The 23959-nt window shown below is 65.9% G+C and carries 21 protein-coding genes; 15 read left to right on the top strand and 6 right to left on the bottom strand.

The annotated features are described in order from the left end of the window. Positions 1-4: 4 nt before the first annotated feature. The 5 genes from glnE (at position 5) to B7X65_RS04800 (ending at position 9501) form a co-directional block, all read left to right on the top strand. Positions 5-2791, top strand: a complete 2787-nt coding sequence (glnE, locus tag B7X65_RS04820; protein ID WP_293593163.1) for a bifunctional [glutamate--ammonia ligase]-adenylyl-L-tyrosine phosphorylase/[glutamate--ammonia-ligase] adenylyltransferase — start codon at positions 5-7, stop codon at positions 2789-2791. A 123-nt stretch (positions 2792-2914) separates the two neighbouring features. Further along, complete coding sequence (locus B7X65_RS04815) at positions 2915-3628, top strand: CerR family C-terminal domain-containing protein (RefSeq protein WP_293593162.1); 714 nt, start codon at positions 2915-2917, stop codon at positions 3626-3628. Beyond that, positions 3625-5103 (top strand): efflux transporter outer membrane subunit, encoded by a 1479-nt coding sequence (locus tag B7X65_RS04810; RefSeq protein ID WP_293593161.1) that lies wholly within the window; start codon positions 3625-3627, stop codon positions 5101-5103. Before B7X65_RS04815 ends, B7X65_RS04810 begins: the two co-directional genes overlap by 4 nt. A 49-nt stretch (positions 5104-5152) precedes the next feature. Further along, the gene (locus B7X65_RS04805) at positions 5153-6328 is read left to right on the top strand and encodes an efflux RND transporter periplasmic adaptor subunit (protein WP_293593160.1); all 1176 of its coding nucleotides are present in this window, start codon (positions 5153-5155) and stop codon (positions 6326-6328) included. 11 nt (positions 6329-6339) lie between these two features. Further along, entirely contained in the window at positions 6340-9501 is a 3162-nt protein-coding gene (locus B7X65_RS04800; RefSeq protein ID WP_293593159.1) for an efflux RND transporter permease subunit, read from the top strand. A gap of 104 nt (positions 9502-9605) precedes the next feature. Here the strand turns inward: B7X65_RS04800 and rfaE2 are convergent, their stop codons facing one another. The 3 genes from rfaE2 to B7X65_RS04785 form a co-directional block, all read right to left on the bottom strand. After that, a complete protein-coding gene (gene rfaE2 / locus B7X65_RS04795) occupies positions 9606-10112 on the bottom strand; it encodes a D-glycero-beta-D-manno-heptose 1-phosphate adenylyltransferase (protein WP_293593158.1) in 507 nt (168 codons plus the stop codon). Positions 10113-10171: 59 nt separating this feature from the next. Then, positions 10172-11041, bottom strand: coding sequence for a ferritin-like domain-containing protein (locus tag B7X65_RS04790; RefSeq protein ID WP_293593157.1), 870 nt, complete (start codon positions 11039-11041; stop codon positions 10172-10174). 202 nt (positions 11042-11243) lie between these two features. Then, positions 11244-12254 (bottom strand): MerR family transcriptional regulator, encoded by a 1011-nt coding sequence (locus B7X65_RS04785; RefSeq protein WP_293593156.1) that lies wholly within the window; start codon positions 12252-12254, stop codon positions 11244-11246. Between the two features lie 133 nt (positions 12255-12387). Between B7X65_RS04785 and B7X65_RS04780 the strand changes: the two genes are divergently transcribed. The 9 genes from B7X65_RS04780 (at position 12388) to B7X65_RS04740 (ending at position 20362) form a co-directional block, all read left to right on the top strand. Beyond that, positions 12388-12984 carry a glutathione peroxidase gene (locus B7X65_RS04780; protein ID WP_293593155.1) on the top strand — a complete coding sequence of 199 codons (597 nt, stop codon included), beginning with the start codon at positions 12388-12390 and terminating at the stop codon, positions 12982-12984. A gap of 338 nt (positions 12985-13322) precedes the next feature. Beyond that, complete coding sequence (locus B7X65_RS04775) at positions 13323-14648, top strand: FAD-dependent oxidoreductase (protein ID WP_293593154.1); 1326 nt, start codon at positions 13323-13325, stop codon at positions 14646-14648. Beyond that, complete coding sequence (locus B7X65_RS04770) at positions 14645-15412, top strand: DUF1365 domain-containing protein (RefSeq protein WP_293593153.1); 768 nt, start codon at positions 14645-14647, stop codon at positions 15410-15412. The genes B7X65_RS04775 and B7X65_RS04770 overlap by 4 nt, the downstream gene beginning before the upstream one ends. Continuing rightward, positions 15409-16662: a cyclopropane-fatty-acyl-phospholipid synthase family protein gene (locus B7X65_RS04765; protein WP_293593152.1), complete on the top strand. Its 1254-nt coding sequence runs from the start codon at positions 15409-15411 to the stop codon at positions 16660-16662. The genes B7X65_RS04770 and B7X65_RS04765 overlap by 4 nt, the downstream gene beginning before the upstream one ends. 11 nt (positions 16663-16673) lie before the next feature. Further along, the gene (locus B7X65_RS04760) at positions 16674-17228 is read left to right on the top strand and encodes a chalcone isomerase family protein (protein WP_293593151.1); all 555 of its coding nucleotides are present in this window, start codon (positions 16674-16676) and stop codon (positions 17226-17228) included. Next, positions 17225-18508 (top strand): MFS transporter, encoded by a 1284-nt coding sequence (locus B7X65_RS04755; RefSeq protein WP_293593150.1) that lies wholly within the window; start codon positions 17225-17227, stop codon positions 18506-18508. Before B7X65_RS04760 ends, B7X65_RS04755 begins: the two co-directional genes overlap by 4 nt. Then, the gene (locus tag B7X65_RS04750; RefSeq protein ID WP_293593149.1) at positions 18505-19065 is read left to right on the top strand and encodes a DUF3833 domain-containing protein; all 561 of its coding nucleotides are present in this window, start codon (positions 18505-18507) and stop codon (positions 19063-19065) included. Before B7X65_RS04755 ends, B7X65_RS04750 begins: the two co-directional genes overlap by 4 nt. A gap of 87 nt (positions 19066-19152) precedes the next feature. Next, entirely contained in the window at positions 19153-19923 is a 771-nt protein-coding gene (locus B7X65_RS04745; protein WP_293593148.1) for an SDR family NAD(P)-dependent oxidoreductase, read from the top strand. Between the two features lie 7 nt (positions 19924-19930). Next, positions 19931-20362: a nuclear transport factor 2 family protein gene (locus tag B7X65_RS04740; RefSeq protein ID WP_293593147.1), complete on the top strand. Its 432-nt coding sequence runs from the start codon at positions 19931-19933 to the stop codon at positions 20360-20362. 95 nt (positions 20363-20457) lie between these two features. On the opposite strand, the gene B7X65_RS04735 is transcribed toward B7X65_RS04740, so the two are convergent. After that, positions 20458-21084: a glutathione S-transferase C-terminal domain-containing protein gene (locus B7X65_RS04735; protein WP_293593146.1), complete on the bottom strand. Its 627-nt coding sequence runs from the start codon at positions 21082-21084 to the stop codon at positions 20458-20460. A 186-nt stretch (positions 21085-21270) separates the two neighbouring features. Between B7X65_RS04735 and purB the strand changes: the two genes are divergently transcribed. After that, a complete protein-coding gene (gene purB, locus B7X65_RS04730; protein WP_293593145.1) occupies positions 21271-22659 on the top strand; it encodes an adenylosuccinate lyase in 1389 nt (462 codons plus the stop codon). A 122-nt stretch (positions 22660-22781) separates the two neighbouring features. Here the strand turns inward: purB and B7X65_RS04725 are convergent, their stop codons facing one another. Beyond that, complete coding sequence (locus tag B7X65_RS04725) at positions 22782-23087, bottom strand: DUF2007 domain-containing protein (protein ID WP_293593144.1); 306 nt, start codon at positions 23085-23087, stop codon at positions 22782-22784. An 82-nt stretch (positions 23088-23169) separates the two neighbouring features. Then, positions 23170-23610, bottom strand: coding sequence for a DUF3717 domain-containing protein (locus B7X65_RS04720; RefSeq protein ID WP_293593143.1), 441 nt, complete (start codon positions 23608-23610; stop codon positions 23170-23172). Positions 23611-23959 lie beyond the last annotated feature (349 nt).

The following is a 23959-nucleotide window of genomic DNA, read 5'->3' as shown; positions in this document are numbered from 1 at the left end:
TGTAATGTCCGTGCCATCGACCGACTTGCCGGCCCAGCCCCTGACGGCATCGGGCTATTCGCGGTTTGTCCAGCGCATACGGCGGCGTTACGCCGACGAGCTGGCCTTGTTGCCCCCCGGCGCACCCGGGCGGGCCGGCATGCAGATCACCTACGACGCCTTGCAGGCACGCGGACTGGACACCGGCGCGGCCCTGCGGGTGTTGCGCCAGCTCGTCATGGAGCGCCTGGTGGTTCTTGATTGTGATGGTGGCCAGGCGCCGCTGCAGGTCATCACCAAGGCCATGACGGAGCTGGCCGAGCTGGCGCTGGACATCGCCATCTGCGAGTCACGCAAGCCGCTGGACGCGCTGCATGGCGCACCCCAGGCCCTCGACATGCCGGGTGCCCCGGCCGGGCAACGCGCCCAGCTGTGGGTGATCGGCATGGGCAAGCTCGGGGCCAGGGAGCTCAATGTCTCCAGCGACATCGACCTGATCTACGTCTATGACCACGACGGCGAGACCACCGGCCGGGAGGATGGCCGAGGCGTCATTTCCAACCATGAATATTTTGCGCAGCAGGTCAAGGCCATCTACAACCTGATTGGCGAGGCCACCGAACATGGTTTTGTGTTCCGGGTGGACCTGGCCCTGCGGCCCAACGGCAACTCGGGCCCGGCCGCCGTCTCGCTGGGCGCGCTGGAAGAATACTTCCAGGTCCAGGGGCGCGAATGGGAGCGTTTTGCCTGGCTCAAGAGCCGGGTGGTGGCGCCGCTCGAATGTATCCGGAACGGCTCGGCGCAGGCCATGCGCGGGTCCGTCCTGCCTTTTGTCTTCCGGCGCTACCTCGACTACAACGTGTTCGACGCGCTGCGCATCCTGCACCGGCAGATCCGCGAACACGCCGCCAAACGGGCCGCCGGCCACCCCGAGCGCGCCAACGACGTGAAGATGTCGCGCGGCGGCATCCGCGAGATTGAATTCACCGTGCAGCTGCTGCAGGTCGTGCGCGGCGGGCAGTTCCCCGAGCTGCGCACCCGCCCGACGGTCGATGCGCTGCAGCGCGTGGCGAGCGCCGGACTGATGGCACAGGCCACGGCCGAAGCCTTGATGCGGGCCTACGATTTCCTGCGCCGCGTCGAGCACCGCATCCAGTACCTCGACGACCAGCAGACCCATGTGCTGCCGACGCGCGATGATGACCTGGCCTGGATCGCCCAGACCCTGGGTTACAGCAGCTGCTGCCCGTTTCTGAGCGAACTCGATGCGCACCGCGAGCTGGTCGCCCAGGAGTTCGACACGCTGCTGGGACAGAAAAGCGAGTGCAAGGGCTGCGGCAAGTCGGCGCCGGCCGCACCGCAAAACCTCGACGAGCTGCTGGAAAAACTCGCGGACCACTGGCCCGACAAATTTCGCGCCCGGCTGGAGTTGTGGCGCGAGCACCCGCGCGTGCTGGGGCTGCGCGACGACGCCCGGACGCGCCTGACTCGGCTGGTGCAACGCACCGCCCAGTGGCTGCTCGAAGGCAAGGTTGGCGAGGAAGCGGCGGTGCGCATCGTTGACTGGATCGAGCCGCTGCTGCGCCGGGAGAGTTATCTGGCGCTGCTGGTGGAGCGTCCCGCCGTGCACGAGCGCCTGCTGCGCCTTCTGGGCGCAGCCAAATGGCCGGCGCGTTACCTGTTGCAGCACCCGGGCGTGATCGATGAGCTGGCCAGCGACGCCATGCTGCACGAACGTTTTGACGCCGCGGCCTTCATGCAGGAACTGCAGCAGCGGCTGGCCGCCCTGCGTCGCACCGGCGAGGACGACGAGGAAAGCTGCCTGAACCTGCTGCGCCGCGCGCACCATGCCGAGCTGTTTCGCACGCTGGCGCGGGACGTCGAAGGTCAACTCACGGTCGAGCAGGTCGCCGACGACCTCAGCGCCCTGGCCGAAGCCGTGCTCAAGGTCACGACCGACTGGTGCTGGCAGCGCCTGAAGAACCGCCATCGCGAGACGCCGCAGTTCGCCATCATTGCCTACGGCAAGCTGGGCGGCAAGGAGCTCGGTTACGGTAGCGACCTGGACATCGTGTTCGTCTACGACGACGAGGACGAGCGGGCCTCGGAGGTGTATGCCGCTTTTGTGCGCAAGCTGATCAACTGGCTGACCATCAAGACCGGCGAGGGCGACCTGTTCGAGATCGACACCGCCTTGCGGCCCAACGGCAACTCGGGGTTGCTGGTCACGCGTTTCGAGGCCTATGCCAATTACCAGCAGCAGCGCGGCAGCAACACCGCCTGGACCTGGGAACACCAGGCCATCACCCGCGCCCGTTTTGTCCAGGGCAGCGACTCCCTGCGCCAGCGTTTTGACGCCGTGCGGCTGGCCGTGATCAGCGCGGCGCGCGACATCCCGTCCCTGAGCCGCGAGATTGTCGCGATGCGCGAGAAAGTGCGTGCCGCCCATCCGATCAAGGGCGAAAAAACCGGAGAAAAATTCGACGTCAAGCACAGCCCCGGCGGCATGGTGGACGCAGAGTTCGTCGTGCAGTTTCTGGTGTTGTCGCAGTCGCGCAGCCACCCGGAGCTGGCCGACAACGTCGGCAACATCGCCTTGCTGCAGCGTGCCGAGGTCGCCGGCCTGCTGCCTGCGGGCCAAGGCCAGGCGGTGGCCCGCGCCTACCGCGCGCTGCGCCGGGTGCAACACCAGGCGCGCCTCAACGAAGAGCCAACCCAGGTGGTCCCTTCGGCGCTGCAGGCCGAACGCGAGGCCATCCTGGCGGTGTGGCGCACGGTGTTCGAAGCCGGCGAGCCCCACGCCGGCGCCTGAAGGCTTCTGGAAACGGCCTGCCAGGGCAGGGCTCCCGGGAGTCCGTCCTGCCCGCCGTGCATCAAATTGAAACAGTTGTTTTAATTAAATCGATCGTTTGATTTATGTGGTCCAATCGGGCCCATGAAACCCTCCCTGCCTGCCCACCCACCCGCCAGCGGGCCCGAAGCCCGCAAGCAGCGCGCCGACGGTGCCGAAGCGCGGGCCCACCTGCTGCTCAGTGCCCTGAAACTGTTCGCCGAAAAGGGCTTTGCCAAAACATCAACGCGCGAGATTGCGCACGCGGCCGGTGCCAACCTTGCCGCGATCAGCTACTACTTCGGCGACAAGGCGGGGCTTTACCGCGCGGTCTTCACCGAACCGCTGGGCAAGCCCTGTGACGACATTGCACGCTTCCTGCCGGCGCACCTGACACTGCGGCAGGCTCTCGAAGGTTTTATCGGGGGCTTTCTGGAGCCCCTGAAGCTGGGCGACCTGGTGCAACAGCTGACCCGCCTGCACTTTCGCGAAATGCTGGAACCGACCGGCCTGTGGGCCGAGCAGCTCGACAACAACATCCTGCCGGCGCACGCTGCACTGGTGGAAGTGCTGGGCCGCCATCTGGGCGTCACGAAACCCGACGACGATGTGCACAGGCTGGCGTTTTCCATCACCGGGCTGGCCATGCAGACCTTCATCAGCCGCGACCTGATCGTGACGGTCCGGCCGCAACTGATTGCCACGCCCCAAGCCATCGACCTGTGGGCCGCGCGCCTGGTGGATTTTGCCGAGGCCATGGTCGCGGTGGAATGCGCCCGGCGCCAGTCCCCCCTTCCCGTGAAAAAGAACAAGCCATGAGAAAACCCCGTTTCACCGCCGGCGCCCTGGTGCCGCTGCTGCTGGGCGCCTGCGCCCTGCAAAGCCCCCCGGCAGCGGTGTCTGCCAACACCCCCTCGCAATGGTTTGCCCCCCTGCCGGCACCAGCCGGCAGCGCCGGCCTGCCGCACAACGGCGCCCTGACCGACCTGACCCAATGGTGGCAGCAGCAGGGCGACCCCTTGCTGGTCGAACTGATCGCCGCCGCCCAAGCGGTGAGCCCGACGGTGGCCACGGCGCGCTCGCGCATCGAGCAGGCCCGCGCCACGCGGGTGGGCGCCGGTGCGGCCCTGCTGCCCTCGCTGGACGCCACGGCCAGCGCCAGCCGGGGCCGTTCGCAGCAGTCCACCGGGCCGGGCACGCCGCCGGTCACGACCACCACGCAGACCGGCCTGCAGGCGAGCTGGGAAATCGACGTGTTCGGCGGCCGGCTGGCCGGCCGCGATGCCGCCGGCGAACGTCTGGCCGGCGCCCGGGCGCAGTGGCATGACGCACGTGTGTCGGTGGCGGCCGAGGTGGCCAACCAGTACTACAGCCTGCGCACCTGCCGCCAGCTCGAAGCGGTGACACGGGCCGATGCCAGTTCGCGCGGCGAGACGGCGCGCCTGTCGGGGCTGAGCACCGGCGCCGGTTTCACCGCACCGGCCACCGACGCGCTGGCACGCGCCAGTGCGGCCGAGGCCAGCGGCCGGGCCACGCAGCAGCGCGCGCAGTGTGAGCTCGACCTGAAGGCGCTGGTGGCCCTGACCGGCCTGGCCGAGCCGGACATCAGGCAAAAAGTGGCTGCAGCGCCCGATCTGCCTGCGCAACCAGCTATGATTTCAATAGCAAATGTACCGGCCAACGCCCTCGCACAGCGTCCCGACGTGTTCAACGCCGAGCGCGAGGTCGCGGCCGCCAGCGCCGACGTCGGCAGCGCCCAGGCAGAGCGTTACCCGCGCCTGAGCCTGAGCGGCGCCATCGGCAGCTCGCGTTCTCGCGCCGGCGGCGTGACCACCACACTCGACACCTGGTCCATCGGGCCGCTGGCCCTGACCTTGCCGCTGTTCGATGGTGGCCGCCGCGCGGCCGACGTCGATGCGGCGCAGGCGCGTTATGAGGAAGCCGCCGCGCTGTACCGCGCGCGGGTGCGGCAAGCCGTGCGCGAGGTCGAGGAAGCCCTGGTCACGCTGCAGAGCACCGCCGAACGCGAAGGTGATGCCCAGACCGCGGTGACCGGATACCGCGCGTCCTTCACCGGCACCGACGCGCGTTACCGCAATGGCCTGGCCAGCCTGGTTGAACTGGAAGACGCACGGCGCGCGCAACTCGGTGCCGAAACCGCCCTGGCCACGCTGCAGCGCGAACGCCGGTCGGCCTGGGTGGCGCTGTACCGCGCCATGGGCGGCGGCTGGACGCCGGCCATGGCCGGCCCCTCCGCATCGTCGAATGCCCAGGCCGCATCCGCCCGGCCCTGAGCTCTTCTTTTTCTCCTTTTGACCCTCCCTGTTTGATTCCAAGAACACCATGAAAAAATTCAAACTCAAACCCGTTGCCGTGATCGCCGTCGTTGTGGCTGTGGTGACCGCAGGCGCCTTCTTTTTCCTGTCTTCCGGGAAATCCGGGGACGCCGCTGCAGACGCCAAGGCCGCGCCCAAGCCGGCGCTGACCGTGACCGCCGCGCAGCCGCAGCCGGCCCGCCTGCCCCTCACGCTGGCCGCCAACGGCAACATCGTGGCCTGGCAGGAAGCCATCATCGGTTCCGAATCGAACGGCCTGCGCCTGACCGAGGTGCGGGTCAATGTCGGCGACGTGGTCAAGGCCGGCCAGGTGCTGGCGACCTTTTCAACCGAGAGCGTGCAGGCCGACGTGGCGCAGGCGCGCGCCAGCCTGCTGGAAGCGCAGGCCAGCGCGGCCGACGCCGCGGCCAATGCCGAACGCGCGCGCACGCTGCAGAACTCGGGCGCACTGAGCACCCAGCAGATCAACCAGTACCTGACGACCGAGAAAACCGCCCGCGCGCGTGCCGAGGCGGCGCAGGCCGTGCTGGGCGCGCAGCAGCTGCGCGGCCGGCAAACCCAGGTGCTGGCGCCCGACAGCGGCGTGATCTCCGCGCGCACCGCCACCGTGGGCGCCGTGGTCAGCGCCGGCACCGAGTTGTTTCGGCTCATCCGCAAGGGCCGACTCGAGTGGCGCGCCGAAGTGACCTCGGCCGAACTCGGCCGCATCACGGCCGGCACCACGGCGGTCGTGCGTCCCGCCAGCGGTGGCGAGATCCAGGGCCGCGTGCGCATGATTGCGCCCACGGTCGATCCGCAGACGCGCTCGGCGCTGGTGTATGTCGATCTGCCCATCCTGCCCGCCAAGAATTCGCCCGCCAAGGCCGGCATGTTTGCGCGCGGCGAGTTCAACCTCGGCGCCTCGGACGCGCTGACGGTGCCGCAACGCGCCATCGTCGTGCGCGACGGCTTCAACTTTGTATTCCGCCTGGCACCCGACAACCGCGTCAGCCAGGTCAAGGTGGTGACCGGCCGGCTCGCGGGCGACCGGGTCGAGGTCCTCTCCGGCCTGGCGCCAGATACGCGCGTCGTGGTTGACGGTGCGGGCTTTCTCAACGATGGCGACCTCGTTCGCATCAGCGAAACTGCGACAGAAAATCAGGCCGCGACCAGCGCAGCATCTGCGCCACAAGCTACCAAATAAGGAGCATCCTGATGAACGTCTCCTCCTGGTCGATCAAGAACCCGATCCCCGCGATCATGCTGTTTGTGCTGCTGAGTTTTGCCGGCATGTTGTCGTTCAAGGCAATGAAGGTGCAGAACTTTCCCGACATTGACCTGCCGACCGTCAGCATCTCGGCCTCACTGCCGGGTGCCGCGCCGGCGCAGCTCGAGACCGAGGTGGCGCGCAAGCTCGAGAACTCGATTGCCACGGTGCAGGGCCTCAAGCACATCTACACCAAGGTGCAGGACGGCGGCGTCACCATCACTGCCGAGTTCCGCCTCGAAAAACCGGTGCAGGAAGCCGTCGATGACGTGCGTTCGGCGGTCGCGCGGGTGCGCTCCGACCTGCCCGGCGATGTCCGCGACCCGATTGTCAGCAAGGTGGACCTGGCCGGCCAGCCGGTGCTGGCCTTCACCATCAGTTCGCCCCGCATGGATGCCGAGGCACTGTCCTGGTTTGTCGACAACACGGTCTCGCGAAAGCTGTTGGCCGTGCGCGGCGTGGGTGCGGTCAACCGCGTGGGCGGCGTGACACGCGAGGTGCACGTGGCGCTCGATCCCTCGAAGCTGCAGGCGCTGGGCGCCAGTGCCGCCGACATCTCGCGCCAGCTCAAGCAGGTGCAGACCGAAAGCGCAGGCGGGCGCACCGACCTGGGCGGCGGTGAGCAGCCGGTGCGCACGCTGGCCACCGTCAAGTCGGCGCAGGAGCTGGGCCGACTGGAGCTGGCGCTCAGCGACGGCCGGCGCATCCGGCTCGACCAGGTGGCCACGGTCAGCGACACCGTTGCCGACCCGCGTTCGGCCGCGCTGCTCGACGGCAAGCCCGTTGTCGGTTTCGAAGTGGCACGCAGCCGCGGCGAGAGCGAGGTCACCGTCGGCGCGGCCGTGCAGGTGGCGTTGGCTGAACTCAAGGCGCAACATCCCGACCTGGTGCTGACCGAAGCTTTCAACTTCGTCAAGCCTGTGGAAGAGGAGTACGACGGCTCGATGGCGCTGCTCTACGAAGGCGCGTTGCTGGCGGTGCTGGTGGTCTGGCTGTTCCTGCGCGACTGGCGCGCCACTTTTGTGTCGGCCGTGGCGCTGCCGCTGTCGGTGATTCCGGCCTTCATCGGCATGTACCTGCTGGGTTTCTCGATCAATGTCGTGACACTGCTGGCGCTCTCGCTGGTGATCGGCATCCTGGTGGACGATGCGATTGTCGAGGTGGAAAACATCGTGCGGCATTTGCGCATGGGCAAGACGCCCTACCAGGCAGCGATGGAGGCAGCCGACGAGATTGGCCTGGCGGTGGTGGCCACCACCTTCACACTGATTGCGGTGTTCCTGCCGACCGCCTTCATGAGCGGCGTGGCCGGCAAGTTTTTCAAGCAGTTCGGCTGGACCGCATCGCTGGCGGTGTTCGCCTCGCTGGTGGTGGCGCGTGTCCTCACCCCCATGATGGCGGCCTACCTGCTCAAGCCCATCGTCGGTGAGCACAAGGACCCGGCCTGGATGCGCGTCTACATGCGCATGGCCACCTGGTGCCTGAAGCACCGCGTGACCACCATGATCGCGGCCACGGTTTTTTTCATCGGCTCCATCCTGCTGATCCCGCTGCTGCCCACCGGCTTCATTCCGCCCGACGACAACTCGCAGACGCAGGTCTACATCGAGCTGCCGCCCGGTTCCACCCTGGCGCAAACCAAGGCCTCGGCCGAGCAGGCGCGGCAACTGGTCAGCAATGTCGAGCATGTACGCAGCGTCTACACCACCATAGGCGGCGGCAGCGCGGGCACCGACCCGTTTGCCATGGCCGGTGCGGCCGAAACGCGCAAGGCCACCTTGACGGTGCTGCTGACCGAGCGCACCGAGAGGCCGCGCAAGCAGGGCATCGAAAACAAAATGCGTGCTGCCCTGGAAGCGCTGCCCGGTGTGCGCACCAAGGTCGGCCTGGGCGGCTCGGGAGAGAAGTACGTGCTGGTGTTGACCGGTGAAGACCCGGTGGCCCTGCAGGCCGCGGCGCGGGCTGTGGAAAAAGACCTGCGCACCGTGCCTGGCCTGGGCAGTGTGGCGTCCACCGCCAGCCTGATCCGGCCCGAGATCGCCGTGCGGCCCGACTTCGCGCGCGCCGCCGACCTCGGTGTGACGAGCGCGGCCATCGGCGAGACCCTGCGCATTGCGACCCTGGGTGACTACGACGTGTCGCTGCCCAAACTGAACCTGCCCGAACGCCAGGTGCCGATTGTGGTCAAGCTGGCCGACGCGGCGCGCCAGGACCTCAGCGTGCTGGAGCGCCTCTCGGTGCCCGGGACCAAGGGCCCGGTGATGCTGGGCCAGGTCGCGACGCTGGAGATTGCCGGCGGGCCGGCCGTGATCGACCGTTACGACCGCTCGCGCAATGTCAACTTCGAGATCGAGCTGTCGGGCCTGCCCTTGGGCGACGTGACCAAGCTGGTTCAGGAATTGCCGGCCGTGAAAAACCTGCCTGCCGGCGTCAAGGTGGTGGAGATCGGCGACGCCGAAGTCATGGGCGAGCTGTTTGCCAGCTTCGGCCTGGCCATGCTGACCGGCGTGCTCTGTATCTACATCGTGCTGGTGCTGCTGTTCAAGGACTTCCTGCACCCGGTGACCATCCTGGCCGCGTTGCCGCTCGCGCTCGGCGGTGCATTCGTCGGGCTGCTGATCGCGCAGAAGAGTTTTTCCATGCCCTCACTGATCGGCCTGATCATGCTGATGGGCATTGCCACCAAAAACTCCATCCTGCTGGTCGAATACGCCATCGTCGCGCGCCGCGGCAACGACGGCAGCAACGGCCACCCGGTGGTGGCGCCGATGTCGCGCCGCGACGCCCTGCTGGACGCCTGCCACAAGCGGGCCCGGCCCATCATCATGACCACGCTGGCCATGGGCGCCGGCATGATGCCGATCGCCTTCGGCTTCGGTGCGGCCGATCCGAGTTTTCGCTCGCCGATGTCGATTGCCGTGATCGGCGGACTGATCACCTCAACGGTGCTGAGCCTGCTGGTGGTGCCGGCGGTGTTCACTTACATCGACGACATCGAACATGGCATCCGGCGCCTGACCAACCGGTTGCGCGGCCGCAAGGAATCGCCCGAGGCTGGGCAGGCAACGCTGGCGGCCGATGCGAAGCCGGCGCAGTTGCCGGCGCCCTGAGCCGGAGGCGGCCCGTTCGAATGCGAGTCGAAATGGCCTGTAACCCTTATTCCACGGGCGTCACCAGCTATTGAATCAGTAGCGCCTCGAGATCAAGGGCAGGATCAGGGGGCCTGGCGGATCTTGCGCACCAGCGCGCTGGTCGAGTAGCCGTCGACAAACGGAATCGCCAGCGCCTGGCCGCCGTAACGCCGGACCACCGCGGTCTCGGCGAGCGTATCCATGTCGTAGTCGCCGCCCTTGACCAGGATGTCGGGCTGCAGTTCGGCAATCAGTTCCAGCGGCGTGTCCTCGTCAAACCAGGTCACCAGGCTCACCGATTCGAGCGCCGCGATCAGCACGGCGCGGTCTTCCTCGTTGTTGAGCGGCCGGTCCGGGCCCTTGCCCAGGCGCCGGGCCGACGCATCGGTGTTGAGCGCCACCACCAAGCTGGCGCCCAGCGCCCGTGCACGGGCCAGGTAGGTTGCATGGCCACGATGCAACACGTCGAACACGCCGTTGGTGAACACGACCGGCCGCGGCAGGGCCGCGACAAGCTGTGCCGCCTGCTCGCGGGAAACGATTTTTTGCGTGAAAAGGGGAGAAGAGGGGGGAGGGGATGCGCCTTGCATCACGCCACTTTAACGGAAGGCCGTCGCGACCCTCTCGACCAGCAGGCCGCCGCCCGCCGTCAGGCGCCAGTGGCCACCGGCGCCGGGGCGACCGATGCCGCGATTTCCTTGCTCAGTTCCTTGCGGTAGCGATTGAGCTCCTGCACGGTCTTGAAACTCTGGTTCATCAGCAGGCTCATGTTGTGCAGGATGCGCTCGACCACCTTGCCTTCCCAGGCGGCATCGAAATCGATCTGCTTGTCCAGCCAGTGCTCCAGCCACTCGGGGTTGGGCAGGCGCGACTGGATGGTGTCGCGCGGAAACAGGGCCTTGTTCACATGCAGGTTGGTCGGGTGCAGGGCCTGCGCCGTGCGCCTGGCACTGGCCATCAACACGCCGACCTTGGTGAAGGCGGCCCTGGCGTCGTTGCCAAAATTATTGATCGCGCGTTTCATGTAGCGCAGGTAGGCCCCGCCGTGGCGCGCCTCGTCCTGGCTGAGCTGGGTGTAGATCTGCTTGATCACGGGTTCGGTGTGCCACTCGCTGGCACGCCGGTACCAGTGGTTGAGCCGTATCTCGCCGCAGAAATGCAGCATCAGCGTCTCCAGCGGCGGGGCCGGCTCGAACTCGAAACGCACGTCGTGCAGCTCTTTTTCGGTCGGGGCCAGCTCGGGGCGAAAGCGCCGCAGGTATTCCATCAGCACCAGCGAGTGCTTCTGCTCTTCAAAAAACCAGATCGACATGAAGGCGGAAAAGTCGCTGTCGTCCTTGTTGTCGCGCAGGAACATCTCGGTGGCCGGCAACGCCGCCCACTCGGTGATGGCATTCATCTTGATGGTCTGCGCCTGCTCGTCGGTCAGCTTGGACGCGTCGAAACTCGCCCAGGGAATGTCCTTGTCCATGTCCCAGCGGACGGATTCGAGCTGTTTGAATAGTTCTGGGTAAAGCATACGAACTCCTTACGCGGCACACACCGCACTAGATTCACTCTGATTTTAGGGGCTGAATGTGACAAGCTTTTTCAAGCAGGCTTTTCAGCCCTCTTTCATGCGGGGCTCAGGGGATGGCGCTTTGCACACCTCTTCAACCCTTCTACACCCTTGCGCCGGCCTTGGGTAGCGGCCAACGCCGCCAAAAATGAGCCACGCCAGATCAGGGCTGCGCCTGGCGCCAGCGCTGGAGTTCTGGCTCGATGGCGGCAAAGCTGTCCAGCACCCGCACGCCCGGCACATTGCGGCGCTGCAGGACCGGGCAGGCGCCCCCGGTCCAGATCTCGACCGCCGGCGGCAACAGGCCGCGCAGGTCGCCCAGCCCCTGCGTCACATCCTTGGGGTTGAGGCTGGCGCTGAAACTGAGCACCACGATCTGCGCGCCGTGCGCCGACACCGCGCGGGCGATGTCGGGCACCGGCGTCTGCACGCCCAGCGACAGGCAGTTGCAACCCTGCAGGGCCAGAAAGGTTTCGGCCATCAGCAGACCCAGCCCATGCGACTCCTGCGGAAACGTGGTCAGCAACACCCGGGGCGACGCGACGCCGGTCACGCCCAGGCTGCTGATGCCGTGGCGCAGCACGGCGGTCACCGACTCGGTGTAGAAATGTTCCTCGAAAACCTCCAGCCGGCCATCCATCCAGGCGTCGCCGATCAAGGTGTTGAGCGGCGCCACCAGCGTGCTGACGAAAGACGCCAGGCCCAGCTCCTGCACGGCGGCGGCCAGGGTGTGGCGCAGGCCCAGCGCGTCGTGGCGCTTGACCAGCTCAAAACAGGCCTGGATCTCGGGCGCGGGAACGTCGACCGCCGCCGTCACGGCGGTCCTGGCGGTTTTGCCGCGCTGCCCCTGCGGACGCTGCCTGTTGCCGCCGGCCTGCCGGCCCAGGGCCTGCAGCTCGGCATGCGGCAAACCCACCACCTGCCCGGGCCGGTGCCCGGTGTCCAGCAGGCGTTTGATCAGCCGCAGCTGCTCGAGCTGCTCGCGTGAATACAGGCGCTCGCCGTGGGCGTCGCGGCCGGGCACGGGAAAGAGGTAGCGGCGCTCCCAGACCCGCAAGGTGTCCTTGGACAGGCCGGTATCACGCTCGACCGCGGCAATCGTGAAGCCGGGGGCGCAGGCGTCGGCCTGGCGGGCAATGACCGGACCGGGCAGGGAGGGTTCGGGGGGCAACATGCTTGAATCTGATCGGACCCACACTGCGTATGTCCGGCAGTCAGGTCAGGTTTGCGGTAGTTTGGTTTTGTGGCGCACAGACTGCGCAACAAGGGCCGTCCATTATTCCCATTATTCAAAAGCGAGCAAGATCATGAAACACCCGTCTTTCAACCCTTGGCCGATGTGGGCGCTGCTGGCGGCCATGGCGGCCCTCACGCCTGCCCGTGCGGCCCCACCCGGCGCTGGTGCAGCCCAGGAGGCGCCGGCCTGCGCCCCTTTGCTGCAACACAGCTTCTTGCGGCTGCAGGACGAAAAGCCCCAGTCCCTGTGCCAGTACAGCGGCAAGGTGCTGGTGGTGGTCAACACCGCCAGCTTCTGCGGTTTCACCCGGCAGTATGCGGGCCTTGAAGCGCTGTATGCGCGCTACCGGGACCAGGGCCTGGTGGTGCTGGGCTTTCCGTCCAACGACTTTTCCCAGGAAAGCGGCAGCAACAAGGAGATCGCCGATTTCTGCGAAAACACCTTCGGCGTGAAGTTTCCGATGTTCGTCAAATCCGGCGTGACCGGCAAAACGGCCAACCCGCTGTTCCGGCAACTGGCCGACAAGACCGGCCAGCGTCCGCGCTGGAACTTTCACAAGTATGTCGTGGCCCGCGATGGCCAGCGCGTCACCAGCTTCAACACCGCCACCGACCCCAAAGACCCTGCCTTCCTGAAGGACATCGAAGAGAAGCTTTTAGGCAAATAATTACCAATCGGTAATAATTTAACCACTAAGTCCAATTTAGAACTTGTCAGACAGAACCTCTTCTCCACACACCTCGATTTTTTGATGACTTCCGCGACGTTAACGAATTTTTACACCCACCAGCTTGCCCAGCAGGGGAACTGTGGGCGGGGTCGCGGACTCACACTTCGGTCGGCACTGGCATGCAAGCGCAGCGCCGACAGTCACTGTTTTTTTGTTGCGAAGACTTCCGGCCGCTCGCGGTCCGGCTGCAATCCCGGGGCGGTTCTCCTCCTCCTCCCTCCCTCCCTTGTTCGCATCGGGGCGCTTCGCAACATTTTTGTCTTCCGGGCTGTGAGATGAGTTCTCCAGCCCGCCCCAAGGTCGCCATCGTCGGCTCCGGCATTGCCGGACTGGCGGTCGCCCACGCCTTGCGGGGCCAGGCCGAACTGACCCTGTTCGAGGCCGGCAGCTATTTTGGCGGCCACACCCACACGGTCGACATCACCTTGCCCACGCCGCAAGGCCCGGTGACCCACGGCGTCGATACCGGTTTTCTGGTCTTCAACGAACGCACCTACCCTCACCTGATCCAGCTGTTTGCCGACCTCGGCGTGGCCACCGCCAGGTCGGACATGTCGTTTTCGGTCAAGATCCCCGGCGCCGGCAAGCGCGGCGCCCTGGAGTGGAGCGGCTCCAGCCTGAACACGGTGTTTGCCCAGCGCGGCAACCTGCTGAACTGGAAGTTCTGGCGCATGCTCCGCGACATCATGCGTTTCAACCGCACGGCCACGGCGCTGGCCGAAAGCGGCGCGGAAGCCGCCATGATGCAGCCGCTCGGCGATTTCCTGCGCGAGGGCCAGTATTCAGCCGAGTTTCGCGACTGGTATTTCCTGCCCATGCTGGGCTGCATCTGGTCCTGCCCGACCGACCAGATGCTGCAATTCCCGGTGGCCACCATGATCCGCTTCTGCCACAACCACGGCCTGATCCAGGTGGCCGACCGGCCGCAGTGGTGGACGGTGACCGGCGGCGCCCGGCATTACGTTGAAAAAATTATTGCCGGCATCGCCGACAAACGCCTGAACACGCCGGTGCGCGGCATCGTCCGCGATGCGCTCTCGCCTCATGGCGGCGTGCGCGTGCTCACCGACGGCGCCGACGAACAGTTCGACAAGGTCGTGCTGGCCACCCACTCCGACCAGTCACTGGCATTGCTGCAAAGCCCGAGCAGTGCCGAACGCACGGTGCTGGGCGCCATCAGCTACCAGCCCAACCGCGCCGTGCTGCACACCGACATTTCGGTGCTGCCCGCCCGCCGGCTGGCCTGGGCTGCCTGGAACTACGAACGTGCGCTGGACCCGCGGCGTGAGTCCTCCCAGGTGTGCCTGCATTACCTGCTGAACATGCTGCAGCCCCTGCCGTTTGCCCAGCCAGTGGTGGTGTCGCTCAATCCCGCGGCCCCGATCGCAGATCAGCACATCATGGGTGAATTCGACTATGCCCACCCGGTCTTCGACGCTGCGGCCATCCGCGCGCAGAAAGAGCTGCCCGAACTGCAGGGCCTGCAGCACAGCTATTTTTGCGGCGCCTGGACCGGTTATGGTTTTCATGAAGACGGTTTGAAGTCGGGCCTGCAAACCGCCCGACTGCTGCTGCAGGACTGCGCCGGAGCCGCGCCATGAGCGCAAGCCCTGCACAAGCCTTGATCGGTTTTGGCGAGGTGCGGCACACCCGCTTGAAGCCTGCTGTCAACGCCTTCAACTACCCCACCTATTTCCTGATGCTGCCGCTGCGCAGCCTGCGCCAGCATGGCAACGGCGCGCTGGCGCGCAACCGCGGCGCGGCCCTGAGCTTTTTTGACCGCGATCATGGCGAGGGCGGCGACGACTGCCTGGCCTGGGTCGATGCGCTGCTGGAGCGCGAGGGCATCACCGACGCCGCGGGCGAGGTCTGGCTGCACACCTACCCGCGGGTGTTCGGCTACACCTTCAAGCCGGTCAGCTTCTGGTATTGCCACAATGCGGCCGGCGAGTTACGCGCCATCGTCGTCGAAGTCAACAACACCTTTGGCGAACGCCACTGCTATCTGCTCGACCACCCGCGTTACGGCCAGGAGCTGCAGGCCGTCAAGGTGTTTCACGTGTCGCCGTTCTGCACGCTGGACGGTTTCTATCGCTTCCGTTTCATGCGTGTCGAGAATGAAGGCGTGGAGAAAACAGTGGCGCGCATCGACTACGACGACGCGTCGGGGCCGCTGCTGCAAACCAGCGTCGCCGGCACCCTGCAGGTCCTCAGCGCGGCCACGCTGCGCAAAGCCCTGTGGGGCTACCCGGCCATGACCTTCGGTGTGGTGGCCCGCATTCATTGGCAGGCCCTCAAGCTCTGGCGCAAACGTGTGCCTGTTGTCAGCAAACCCCAGCCCCCTGAAATTTTTGTAACCCGATGACCATGGCCAGCAACTCCACCGCTTCTTCTTCAGTCAATGGCGCTTCGTTTGCGCTGCCCGGTGGCGCTCCGGCCGCGGCGCGCACGGCCTTCAAGCTGCTGTCGCGCCTCAAACACGGCACGCTGACCCTGCAGCTGCCCGACGGCAGCATGCAGCGCTTCGGCTCGGGCGAGGCCCCCACGGCCAGCCTGCGCCTGGTGAACTGGAAGGCCTGCAGCGCCGCGCTGCGTTCGGGCGACATCGGCTTTGCCGAAAGTTTCATCGCTGGCGACTGGACCACCCCGCACCTGACCGAGCTGCTGCGCGTTCTGATCGTCAACCGCAAGGAAGTCGAGGACGTGATCTATGGCACCTGGCTGGGGCGCCTGGCCTACCGCGTCAAGCACCTGCTCAACCGCAACACCAGGGCCAACAGCCAGAAAAACATCCACGCGCACTACGATCTGGGCAATGCCTTTTACGAGTTGTGGCTGGACGGCACGATGAACTATTCGTCGGCGATTTTCGAAACGCCGCAGACCTCGATGCAGGACGCGCAACATGCCAAGGTCAGGCGCGCGCTGTGCATGGCAGGCGTGAAGCCCGGCGACCGCGTGCTGGAAATCGGCTGCGGCTGGGGGGCGCTGGCCGAAATGGCTGCCACCGAATTTCGCGCCTCCGTCGTCGGCGTGACGCTGAGCACCGAGCAACTCGCCTGGGCGCAGCAGCGCATGGCCCGGGCGGGCGCGGCCGACAAGGCCGATCTGCGCCTGCAGGACTACCGCGACATCGGCAAAACCAGCGGGGATGCGCCGTTTGATGCGATCTGCTCGATTGAAATGGTGGAAGCCGTCGGACGTGAATACTGGCCCACCTACTTCCAGGCGGTGGCGCGTCTGCTCAAGCCCGGCGGCTACGCCTGCGTGCAGAGCATCGTGATTGCCGACGAGTTGTTCGAGCGTTACGTCTCGTCCACCGACTTCATCCAGCAATACATCTTTCCGGGCGGCTGCCTGCCGTGTCCGACCGAGTTTCGTGCCCAGGCCCGCGCCGCCGGGCTGGAAGTGGTGGACGAATTTTCGTTTGGCCAGGACTATGCCCACACGCTGCGGCTGTGGCGCGAACAGTTCATGGCGCAAGAGTCACGGGTGCTCCAGCTCGGGTTTGACAAGAGGTTCATCCGCATATGGGAGTTCTATCTGGCCTACTGCGAAGCGGCCTTCGCCCAGGCCAACACCGACGTGGTGCAGTACACGCTGCGCAAGATCTGACGGGCGTACTGTTGCTTGCGCTGGTGCTGGGCATCGGCGCCGCCGCGCCGGCTGCCGCGCAGACCGGCACCGAAGCCGTGGCGGGCAGCGCCAGGCCACCGGAATTGCTCGAAGCCCTGCCGCAGGGCAGGCTGCTGGGCGGCGGCCGCCTGCGGGTTTTCGGTTTTCAGGTCTACGACGCGCGGCTGTGGGCGGGGCCCGGCTTCCGGGTGGACAACTTTGCCAGCCATGCGTTGGCGCTGGAACTCAGCTACCTGCGCGCCTTTGAAGGCGGGGCGATCGCCGAACGTTCGATCACGGAAATGCGCCGCGCCGCGCCGGTCAGCGACGACCTCGCGGACCAGTGGTCGGCCGCGCTGCGCAGGGTGCTGCCCGATGTCAAGAAGGGCGATCGCATCATGGGTGTGCACCGGCCCGGGGTGGGTGCGACCTTCTGGATGAACGGCAAGCCGCTGGGCGAGATCCGCGACGCGGAATTCGCCAGGCGCTTCTTCGGCATCTGGCTGGCACCCGGCACCTCGGAGCCCGGCCTGCGCAATGCGCTGATGGCCGGGGCAGGCCCGTGAACACTGCTGCCCCGGGCGCGTTTGGCACCCGCAACGGCCTGGCCTACGGCCTGCTGGGCCTGCCGTTGGCTTTTGTGGCGCTGCCGCTGTATGTGATCCTGCCCAACCACTACGCCCGCGAATTCGGTGTGCCGCTGGCTACCCTGGGCGCGGTGCTGCTGGGTGCGCGCCTGTTCGATGCGCTGATCGATCCCCTGCTGGGCCGTCTCAGTGACCGCCTGTTTGCACGCTCGGCCAGGGCGGTGCTGGGGCTGGGCGCCGTTGCCGCGCTGGTGCTGGCGCTCGGCTTCGCGCTGCTGTTTTTTCCGCTGGTGAGCGCACCGTCGGCACTGGTGGTCTGGGCCAGCCTGATGTTGATGCTGACCTATGCCGGCTACAGCGCGCTCAGCGTGTCGCATCAGTCCTGGGGCGCGATGCTGGGCGGCGACGAGCGCCAGCGCAGCCGCATCGTGGCCTGGCGCGAGGGCCTGGGCCTGGTTGGCGTGGTGCTTGCATCGATCACGCCGGTGGTGTTCGGACTGCCGGCCAGCACCGCGCTGTTTTTTGTCGCCCTGACGGCCGGCTGGCTGGCCTGGGCACGCGCCGACCGGCCGGTGCCGCGGCAGACGAATGCCGGTCCCCATGTGGCGACGTCGATCTGGTTACCGTTTCGCCAGCCGGGCTTTCGCCGCCTGCTCGTGGTCTTTCTGCTCAACGGCACGGCCAGCGCGGTGCCGGCGACCCTGGTGCTGTTTTTCATCCAGGACCGGCTGCAGGCGCCGTCCAGCCAGGAGCCGCTGTTTCTGGGCAGCTATTTCGTGAGCGCGGCCCTGTCCATCCCGCTGTGGCTGGCGCTGGTCAAACGCATCGGGCTGGCGCCCACCTGGCTGGTGGGCATGCTGGTGGCGATTGCCACCTTCGGCTGGGCCACACAGATAGCCGCCGGGGATACCGTGGCCTTCGTGGTCGTCTGCGCGCTGTCCGGCATCGCACTGGGCACCGACCTGGCGCTGCCCGGCGCGCTGCTGGCGGGCGTGATCCAGGCCAACGGCCAATCGGGCCGGGCCGAAGGCGCTTACTTCGGCTGGTGGAATTTCGCCATCAAGCTCAACCTGGCACTCGCCGCCGGCCTGGCCCTGCCGCTGCTCGCCCTGTTCGGCTACGCCCCGGGGGCGCGCGACGCGCAGGCGCTCAGCGCGCTGCTGGTGGCGTATTGCGTGCTGCCCTGCCTGCTCAAGCTGGCGGCTGCCGCCTGCCTGTATTTTCTTGTCATCAAACACCCGCAAGGGGTCCCACCATGAAACACTTTCTCCACAGGAGCGCAACCGCGCTCGCGCTGTCCCTTCCCCTGCTGGCCGGTCTGGCGGGCTGCGCCGGCCCGCAGATCAACGACTACGCCGCCGAAAAACCGGTGCTCGACATGCGCCGGTATTTCAACGGCACGGTCGATGCGTACGGCGTCTTCACCGACCGCTCCGGCAAGGTCGTCAAACGTTTCACCGTGGTCATGACCTGCAGCTGGCAAGGCCCGCCGGGCGCCGAGACCGGCGTGCTCGACGAAGCCTTCACCTACTCCGACGGCAGCACGGACCGCCGGGTCTGGACGCTCAAACGCACGCCCGACGGCCGCTACACCGGCACCGCCGCCGACGTGCTGGGGGAAGCGGCTGGCGAAGAGAAGGGCAATGCCTTCCGCTGGGGCTACACACTCAAGCTGCCGGTGGACGGCCGCGTGATCGAGGTGCAGTTCGACGACTGGATGTACCTGATGAACGACAAGGTGCTGCTCAACAAGGCGGTGATGAGCAAGTTCGGCGTGCGGCTCGGCGAGGTCACGCTCTCGTTCGTGAAGCGCTGACCACACCTTCCTGATTCAAGTCAAATCGGCCTGTATCCCTTTATCCACCTGCGCCAACAGCTATCATTTTTATAACAAAGCAGCACCATGCCGTACAACCCTCCCCTTCGTGACTGGCACGGCAAAACCGTGTGGCTGGTCGGCGCCTCCAGCGGCATTGGCCACGCCACGGCGCATGCGCTGCACGAGGCTGGCGCCAAAGTCGTGGTCTCTGCTCGAAACGGCGCGGCGCTGGAAGCCTTTGTGGCCGCCCACCCCGGCGCGCAGGCCTTGATGCTCGACGCGTCGGATGCGGCCGCCGTGAAAACCGCGGCGCAGTCCCTGCTGGCCCAGGGCCCGCTGGACCTGATGATGTATTGCGCGGGCTACTACAGGGAACAACGCGCCACCGGTTTTGACCTGGCGGACATGCTCAGGCACCAGCAGGTCAACTACGTGGGGGCGCTGTATGTGCTCGACGCGGTGTTGCCGGCGATGCTGCAACGCGGCAGCGGTCACCTCAGCCTGGTCGGCAGCGTCGCCGGCTACCGTGGCCTGCCGCAAAGCCTGGCCTACGGCCCGACCAAGGCGGCGCTGATCAACCTGGCCGAAACCCTGTACCTGGACCTGCAGGCCAGTGGCGTGGGGGTGAGCTTGGTCAACCCGGGCTTTGTCGAAACACCGCTGACCGCCGGCAACCAGTTCAGCATGCCGGCCCTGATCAGCCCGGCCCAGGCGGCGACGGAGATTCTGGCCGGCTGGGCGCGGGGCGAGTTCGAGATCCACTTTCCGAAACGGTTCACGCTCTGGATGAAAACCCTGCGCGTCCTGCCCTACGCGCTGTATTTCCCGGCGATCCGGAAATTCACCGGCTTGTGAGCACCCCATGATGAATACCCGGGTCGAGCCACTGGTGCAATTTTTTGAAACCCTGAGTCCGGCTGGCGTTGCGCGCATGGGCGAGTTCTATGCGACCGACGCCTGGTTCAAGGACCCGTTCAACGAGGTGCAGGGCCTGGCGCAGGTGCAGCAGATCTTCAGCCACATGTACGTGGCACTGGACCGGCCGCGTTTTGTGGTGACGGCGCAGGTGGTCGACGGCAGTCAGTGTTTCCTGACCTGGAACTTCGAGTTTTATTTCAGGCGGCGCGGGCCACAGCAGTTGCAGACCATTCGCGGCGCCTCGCACATCAGCTTCAACGAGGCCGGCCTGGTGGCGCGCCACCGCGACTACTGGGACGCGGCCGAAGAGCTGTATGAAAAGCTGCCGCTATTGGGCAGCCTGATGCGCTGGCTGAAAAAACAAGCCCGTAAATAGCCCTCACGGTCATTCACCCAAGCGACCGCTCCTGTTTTTATAGCTGCTAGCGCCCGCCAACAAAGGGCTACAGACCTTTTTAGGTCCGAACCGCTTCAGCTGGGCAGAGTGTCGACAAAACTCGGACGCTGCGCCAGTTTGTCGTACAGCCGGGTCAGGTTGGGGTGGGGCGTGCGCCAGTCGATCTGCGGAAAACGGAAGTCCAGGTAACCGAGCGCGCAGCCGACGGCGATGTCGGACAGGCTCAGGTGGATGCCGCTGCAAAAAGGCTTGTCGCCCAGACCGGTGCTCATGGCCCGCACGGTCGTGTCGATCTTGTCCATCTGGCGGTCAATCCAGGCCTGACAACGCTGCTTGTCGTCACGCCCGGCCCAAGTGGCCTCCAGCCGGGCCAGGATGGCCGCGTCGAGCAGGCCGTCGGCCAGCGCTTCCCAGGTCTTCACCTCGGCGCGTTCGCGGCCCTGCACCGGAATCAGCTTGCCGACCGGCGACAGGGTATCCAGGTACTCCACGATCACACGCGAGTCGAAAACGGCTTCTTCCGACCCGTTGGCGCCTTCCATGACCAGACAGGGCACCTTGCCCAGCGGATTGGATTCGGACATGGTCGTGCCCGCAGCCCAGACGTCTTCAATGACGAACTGGTAGTCGAGCTTTTTTTCCGCCATCACGATGCGCACTTTGCGCACATAAGGGCTGCCGTAGGATCCAATGAGTTTCATAGTCAATCTTTTGTCGTGAGCCCTGGGGCTTGGTGGCTTGGGGGGTCGCGATACCTTAAGCCAACTAGCTTAGCAGGCCCCAGCCGATTGCATTCTATCGAGTATGCGTCGGCCGGGCCTGTCACGCGGCAAAAACGGGGTAACCTGTCCGCCGGGGCGCCAGGCCACCCGCCTACAATGTCGCCCATGAACCCGTCCACCAGCTTCTCCATCACCGCCCTGTCTCCCCTGGACGGCCGTTACGCCGCCAAACTCGCCCCCTTGCGGCCGCTGATGTCGGAGCTCGGCTACATGCACCGCCGCGTCCAGGTGGAAGTCGCGTGGTTCATCGCGCTGTCGGATGCGGGTTTTGCCCAATTCAAGCCGCTGACCCCCGGCGCGCGCACCTACCTGCTCGGACTGGTCAAACATTTCTCGGAAAATGATGCGGCCGCGATCAAGGACATCGAAAAAACCACCAACCACGACGTGAAGGCGGTGGAATACTGGATCAAATCGAAGTTCGAGGCGCGGCCGGAGCTGCAGTCTGCCGCCGAATTTGTGCATTTCGCCTGTACCAGCGAGGACATCAACAACACCAGCCATGCGCTGCAGCTCAAAAGCAGCCGCGAGCAGGTCTTGCTGCCGGCGCTGGACAAGGTCATCACGCAGCTGCGCGAGATGGCGCACCGCTACGCCGACGAGCCCATGCTGAGCCGCACCCACGGCCAGACCGCCAGCCCGACCACCGTCGGCAAGGAAATTGCCAACGTGGTGGCGCGCCTGAACGTGGCGCGCGAGCGTATCGCCGCCGTCAAGCTGATGGCCAAGATGAACGGTGCCGTTGGCAACTACAACGCCCACCTCTCGGCCTGGCCCGACTTTGACTGGGAGGCGCTGAGCCGGCGCGTCATCGAGTCACCCGAGCCGCTGGGCCTGGGCCTGACCTTCCAGGCCTACAGCATCCAGATCGAGCCGCACGACTACATGGCCGAGCTGTTCGACGCAGTGGCGCGCACCAACACCATCCTGATCGACTTTGCGCGTGATGTCTGGGGTTATGTCAGCGTGGGTTATTTCAAGCAGCGCCTCAAGGACGGTGAAATCGGCTCCAGCACCATGCCGCACAAGGTCAACCCGATTGATTTCGAGAACGCCGAAGGCAACCTCGGCCTGGCCAATGCGCTGCTGCGCCACCTGAGCGAAAAGCTGCCGATCAGCCGCTGGCAACGCGACCTGACCGACAGCACTGTGCTGCGCAACATGGGCGTGGCTTTTGGTTATGCCGTGCTGGCCTACAGCTCCATGAGCACCGGACTGGGCAAGCTCGAACTCAACCACGAAGCCCTGGCCGACGACCTGGACGCCTCGTGGGAAGTGCTGGCCGAGCCTATCCAGACGGTGATGCGCCGTTACGGCGTGCAGGGCGCTTACGAAAAACTCAAGGAAGTCACGCGCGGCAAAACCGTGACGGCCGAAGCGCTGCACGGACTGATCCGCTCGCTGGAGATTCCGGACGCGGAAAAAGACCGCCTGCTGGCCATGACCCCGGCCAGCTACACCGGCAAAGCCGCTGAACTGGCGAAACGGATTTAGCCCCCACGCTTTTCACTTCGTCTAATGCGCTGCCCCCCGAGGGGGCCGCTGCGCCTGCGGGCCGGCAAAGCCGGACCCGCGGCCCTGGCTGGGGTAAGAGCCTCGCGCTGTACCCAACAATACTAGGCGGCCGGCATGTCGGCGCCGCAGGACCAGCACTGCTCAAAGCCGCCTTCGACCATTTCGCCGCAGGCGCAGAGCCAGCGTCGCTGCGGCAAGTTTTGCAGGCTGTGCAGCAAGGCCTCGGCGCGCGGCTTTTCATGGTCGTGGGTCAGCCAGACTTCGGGCTGGCACTGGTCGGGCGGCAATTGTCCCGCCACGCTGCCAAGAAAATAGCGCTGCACCGTGGCCGAAAAACCTGCCTGCTGCAGCACATCGGCCCAAAGTGCCGCGATGGCAATGTTGGGAGCGCGGGCAAGTCGGAGCATGGGTCCAGTTTACTCCTGAATCCATAGCTGCCTGCGCCCGTCACATAAGGGCCGGAAGCCGAAAAAGCTTGAACTCCGCAGGTCAGACGGACATCGGCGGCGCGTCTTTCCTGTCGCGGTTTTCCAGCGCGCGGTCGGCATACCGGCCGAAACGCCAGGCCGAGTCTTCCTGCGTGATGCGCCGCCAGGTTCCGCGTTTGGCGGCCGGGCTCATTTCGGGCCAGCGCTGCACCTCCTCGAAGGTGCGCCCGCAGCCCTTGCACAACTCGTCGCCCTGGCTGGTCGAGCAGATGGCAATGCAGGGCGTGTCGGCGGTCGTGTCGTACCAGCCGCGCCAGGCCGCCATGGCCTGGGGCGGAAAACCGGCCTCGCCGGCCTCCTCCTCGCGGTAGAAAACCAGCATGGCGTACACCTCGGCCAGCGCACGCAGTTCGGGTGCCAGCGTGATGCCGTCGGGCGACGGCTTTTTTTCGCGCCAGTAATTGATGGCCGCTTCGATGTCAGTGATGTGGATGCCAGGCATGCGGGACGATGCAATCGGAAAAAGGAAACGTGGAGGCTGAAAACGGGCCGCCGCTGGGGGCGGCGCCCGCTATTTCCGGCTGGGCCGTGAATGATAGGCCAAGCAGGCAGCCTTCTGCAGCGCCAAGCTGTTTTCAGGGGTAACGCAGCCGGACTTTGCAAAAAAGCGCGCTTTGTTGTCAAATACGGGGTTCCGAAGGGGAGTAACTCCCTCGTCTGGCTGCACCGGAATCTCTCCCGCCGCCAGACGTTCAACAAGTCGTCATTACGAAGTTCCCACTTCCGGCTTGTTGGACATGCAGCAAAACTGCGTGTCGAGCCAGACCTTCGATTGAAACCTGACCAGGTTT

Source organism: Polaromonas sp. 39-63-25, from assembly GCF_002278925.1.
Classification (GTDB): domain Bacteria; phylum Pseudomonadota; class Gammaproteobacteria; order Burkholderiales; family Burkholderiaceae_C; genus Polaromonas.
Note: the sequence above shows the minus strand (reverse complement) of the source record. Positions and strands in the feature narration are given on the sequence as shown.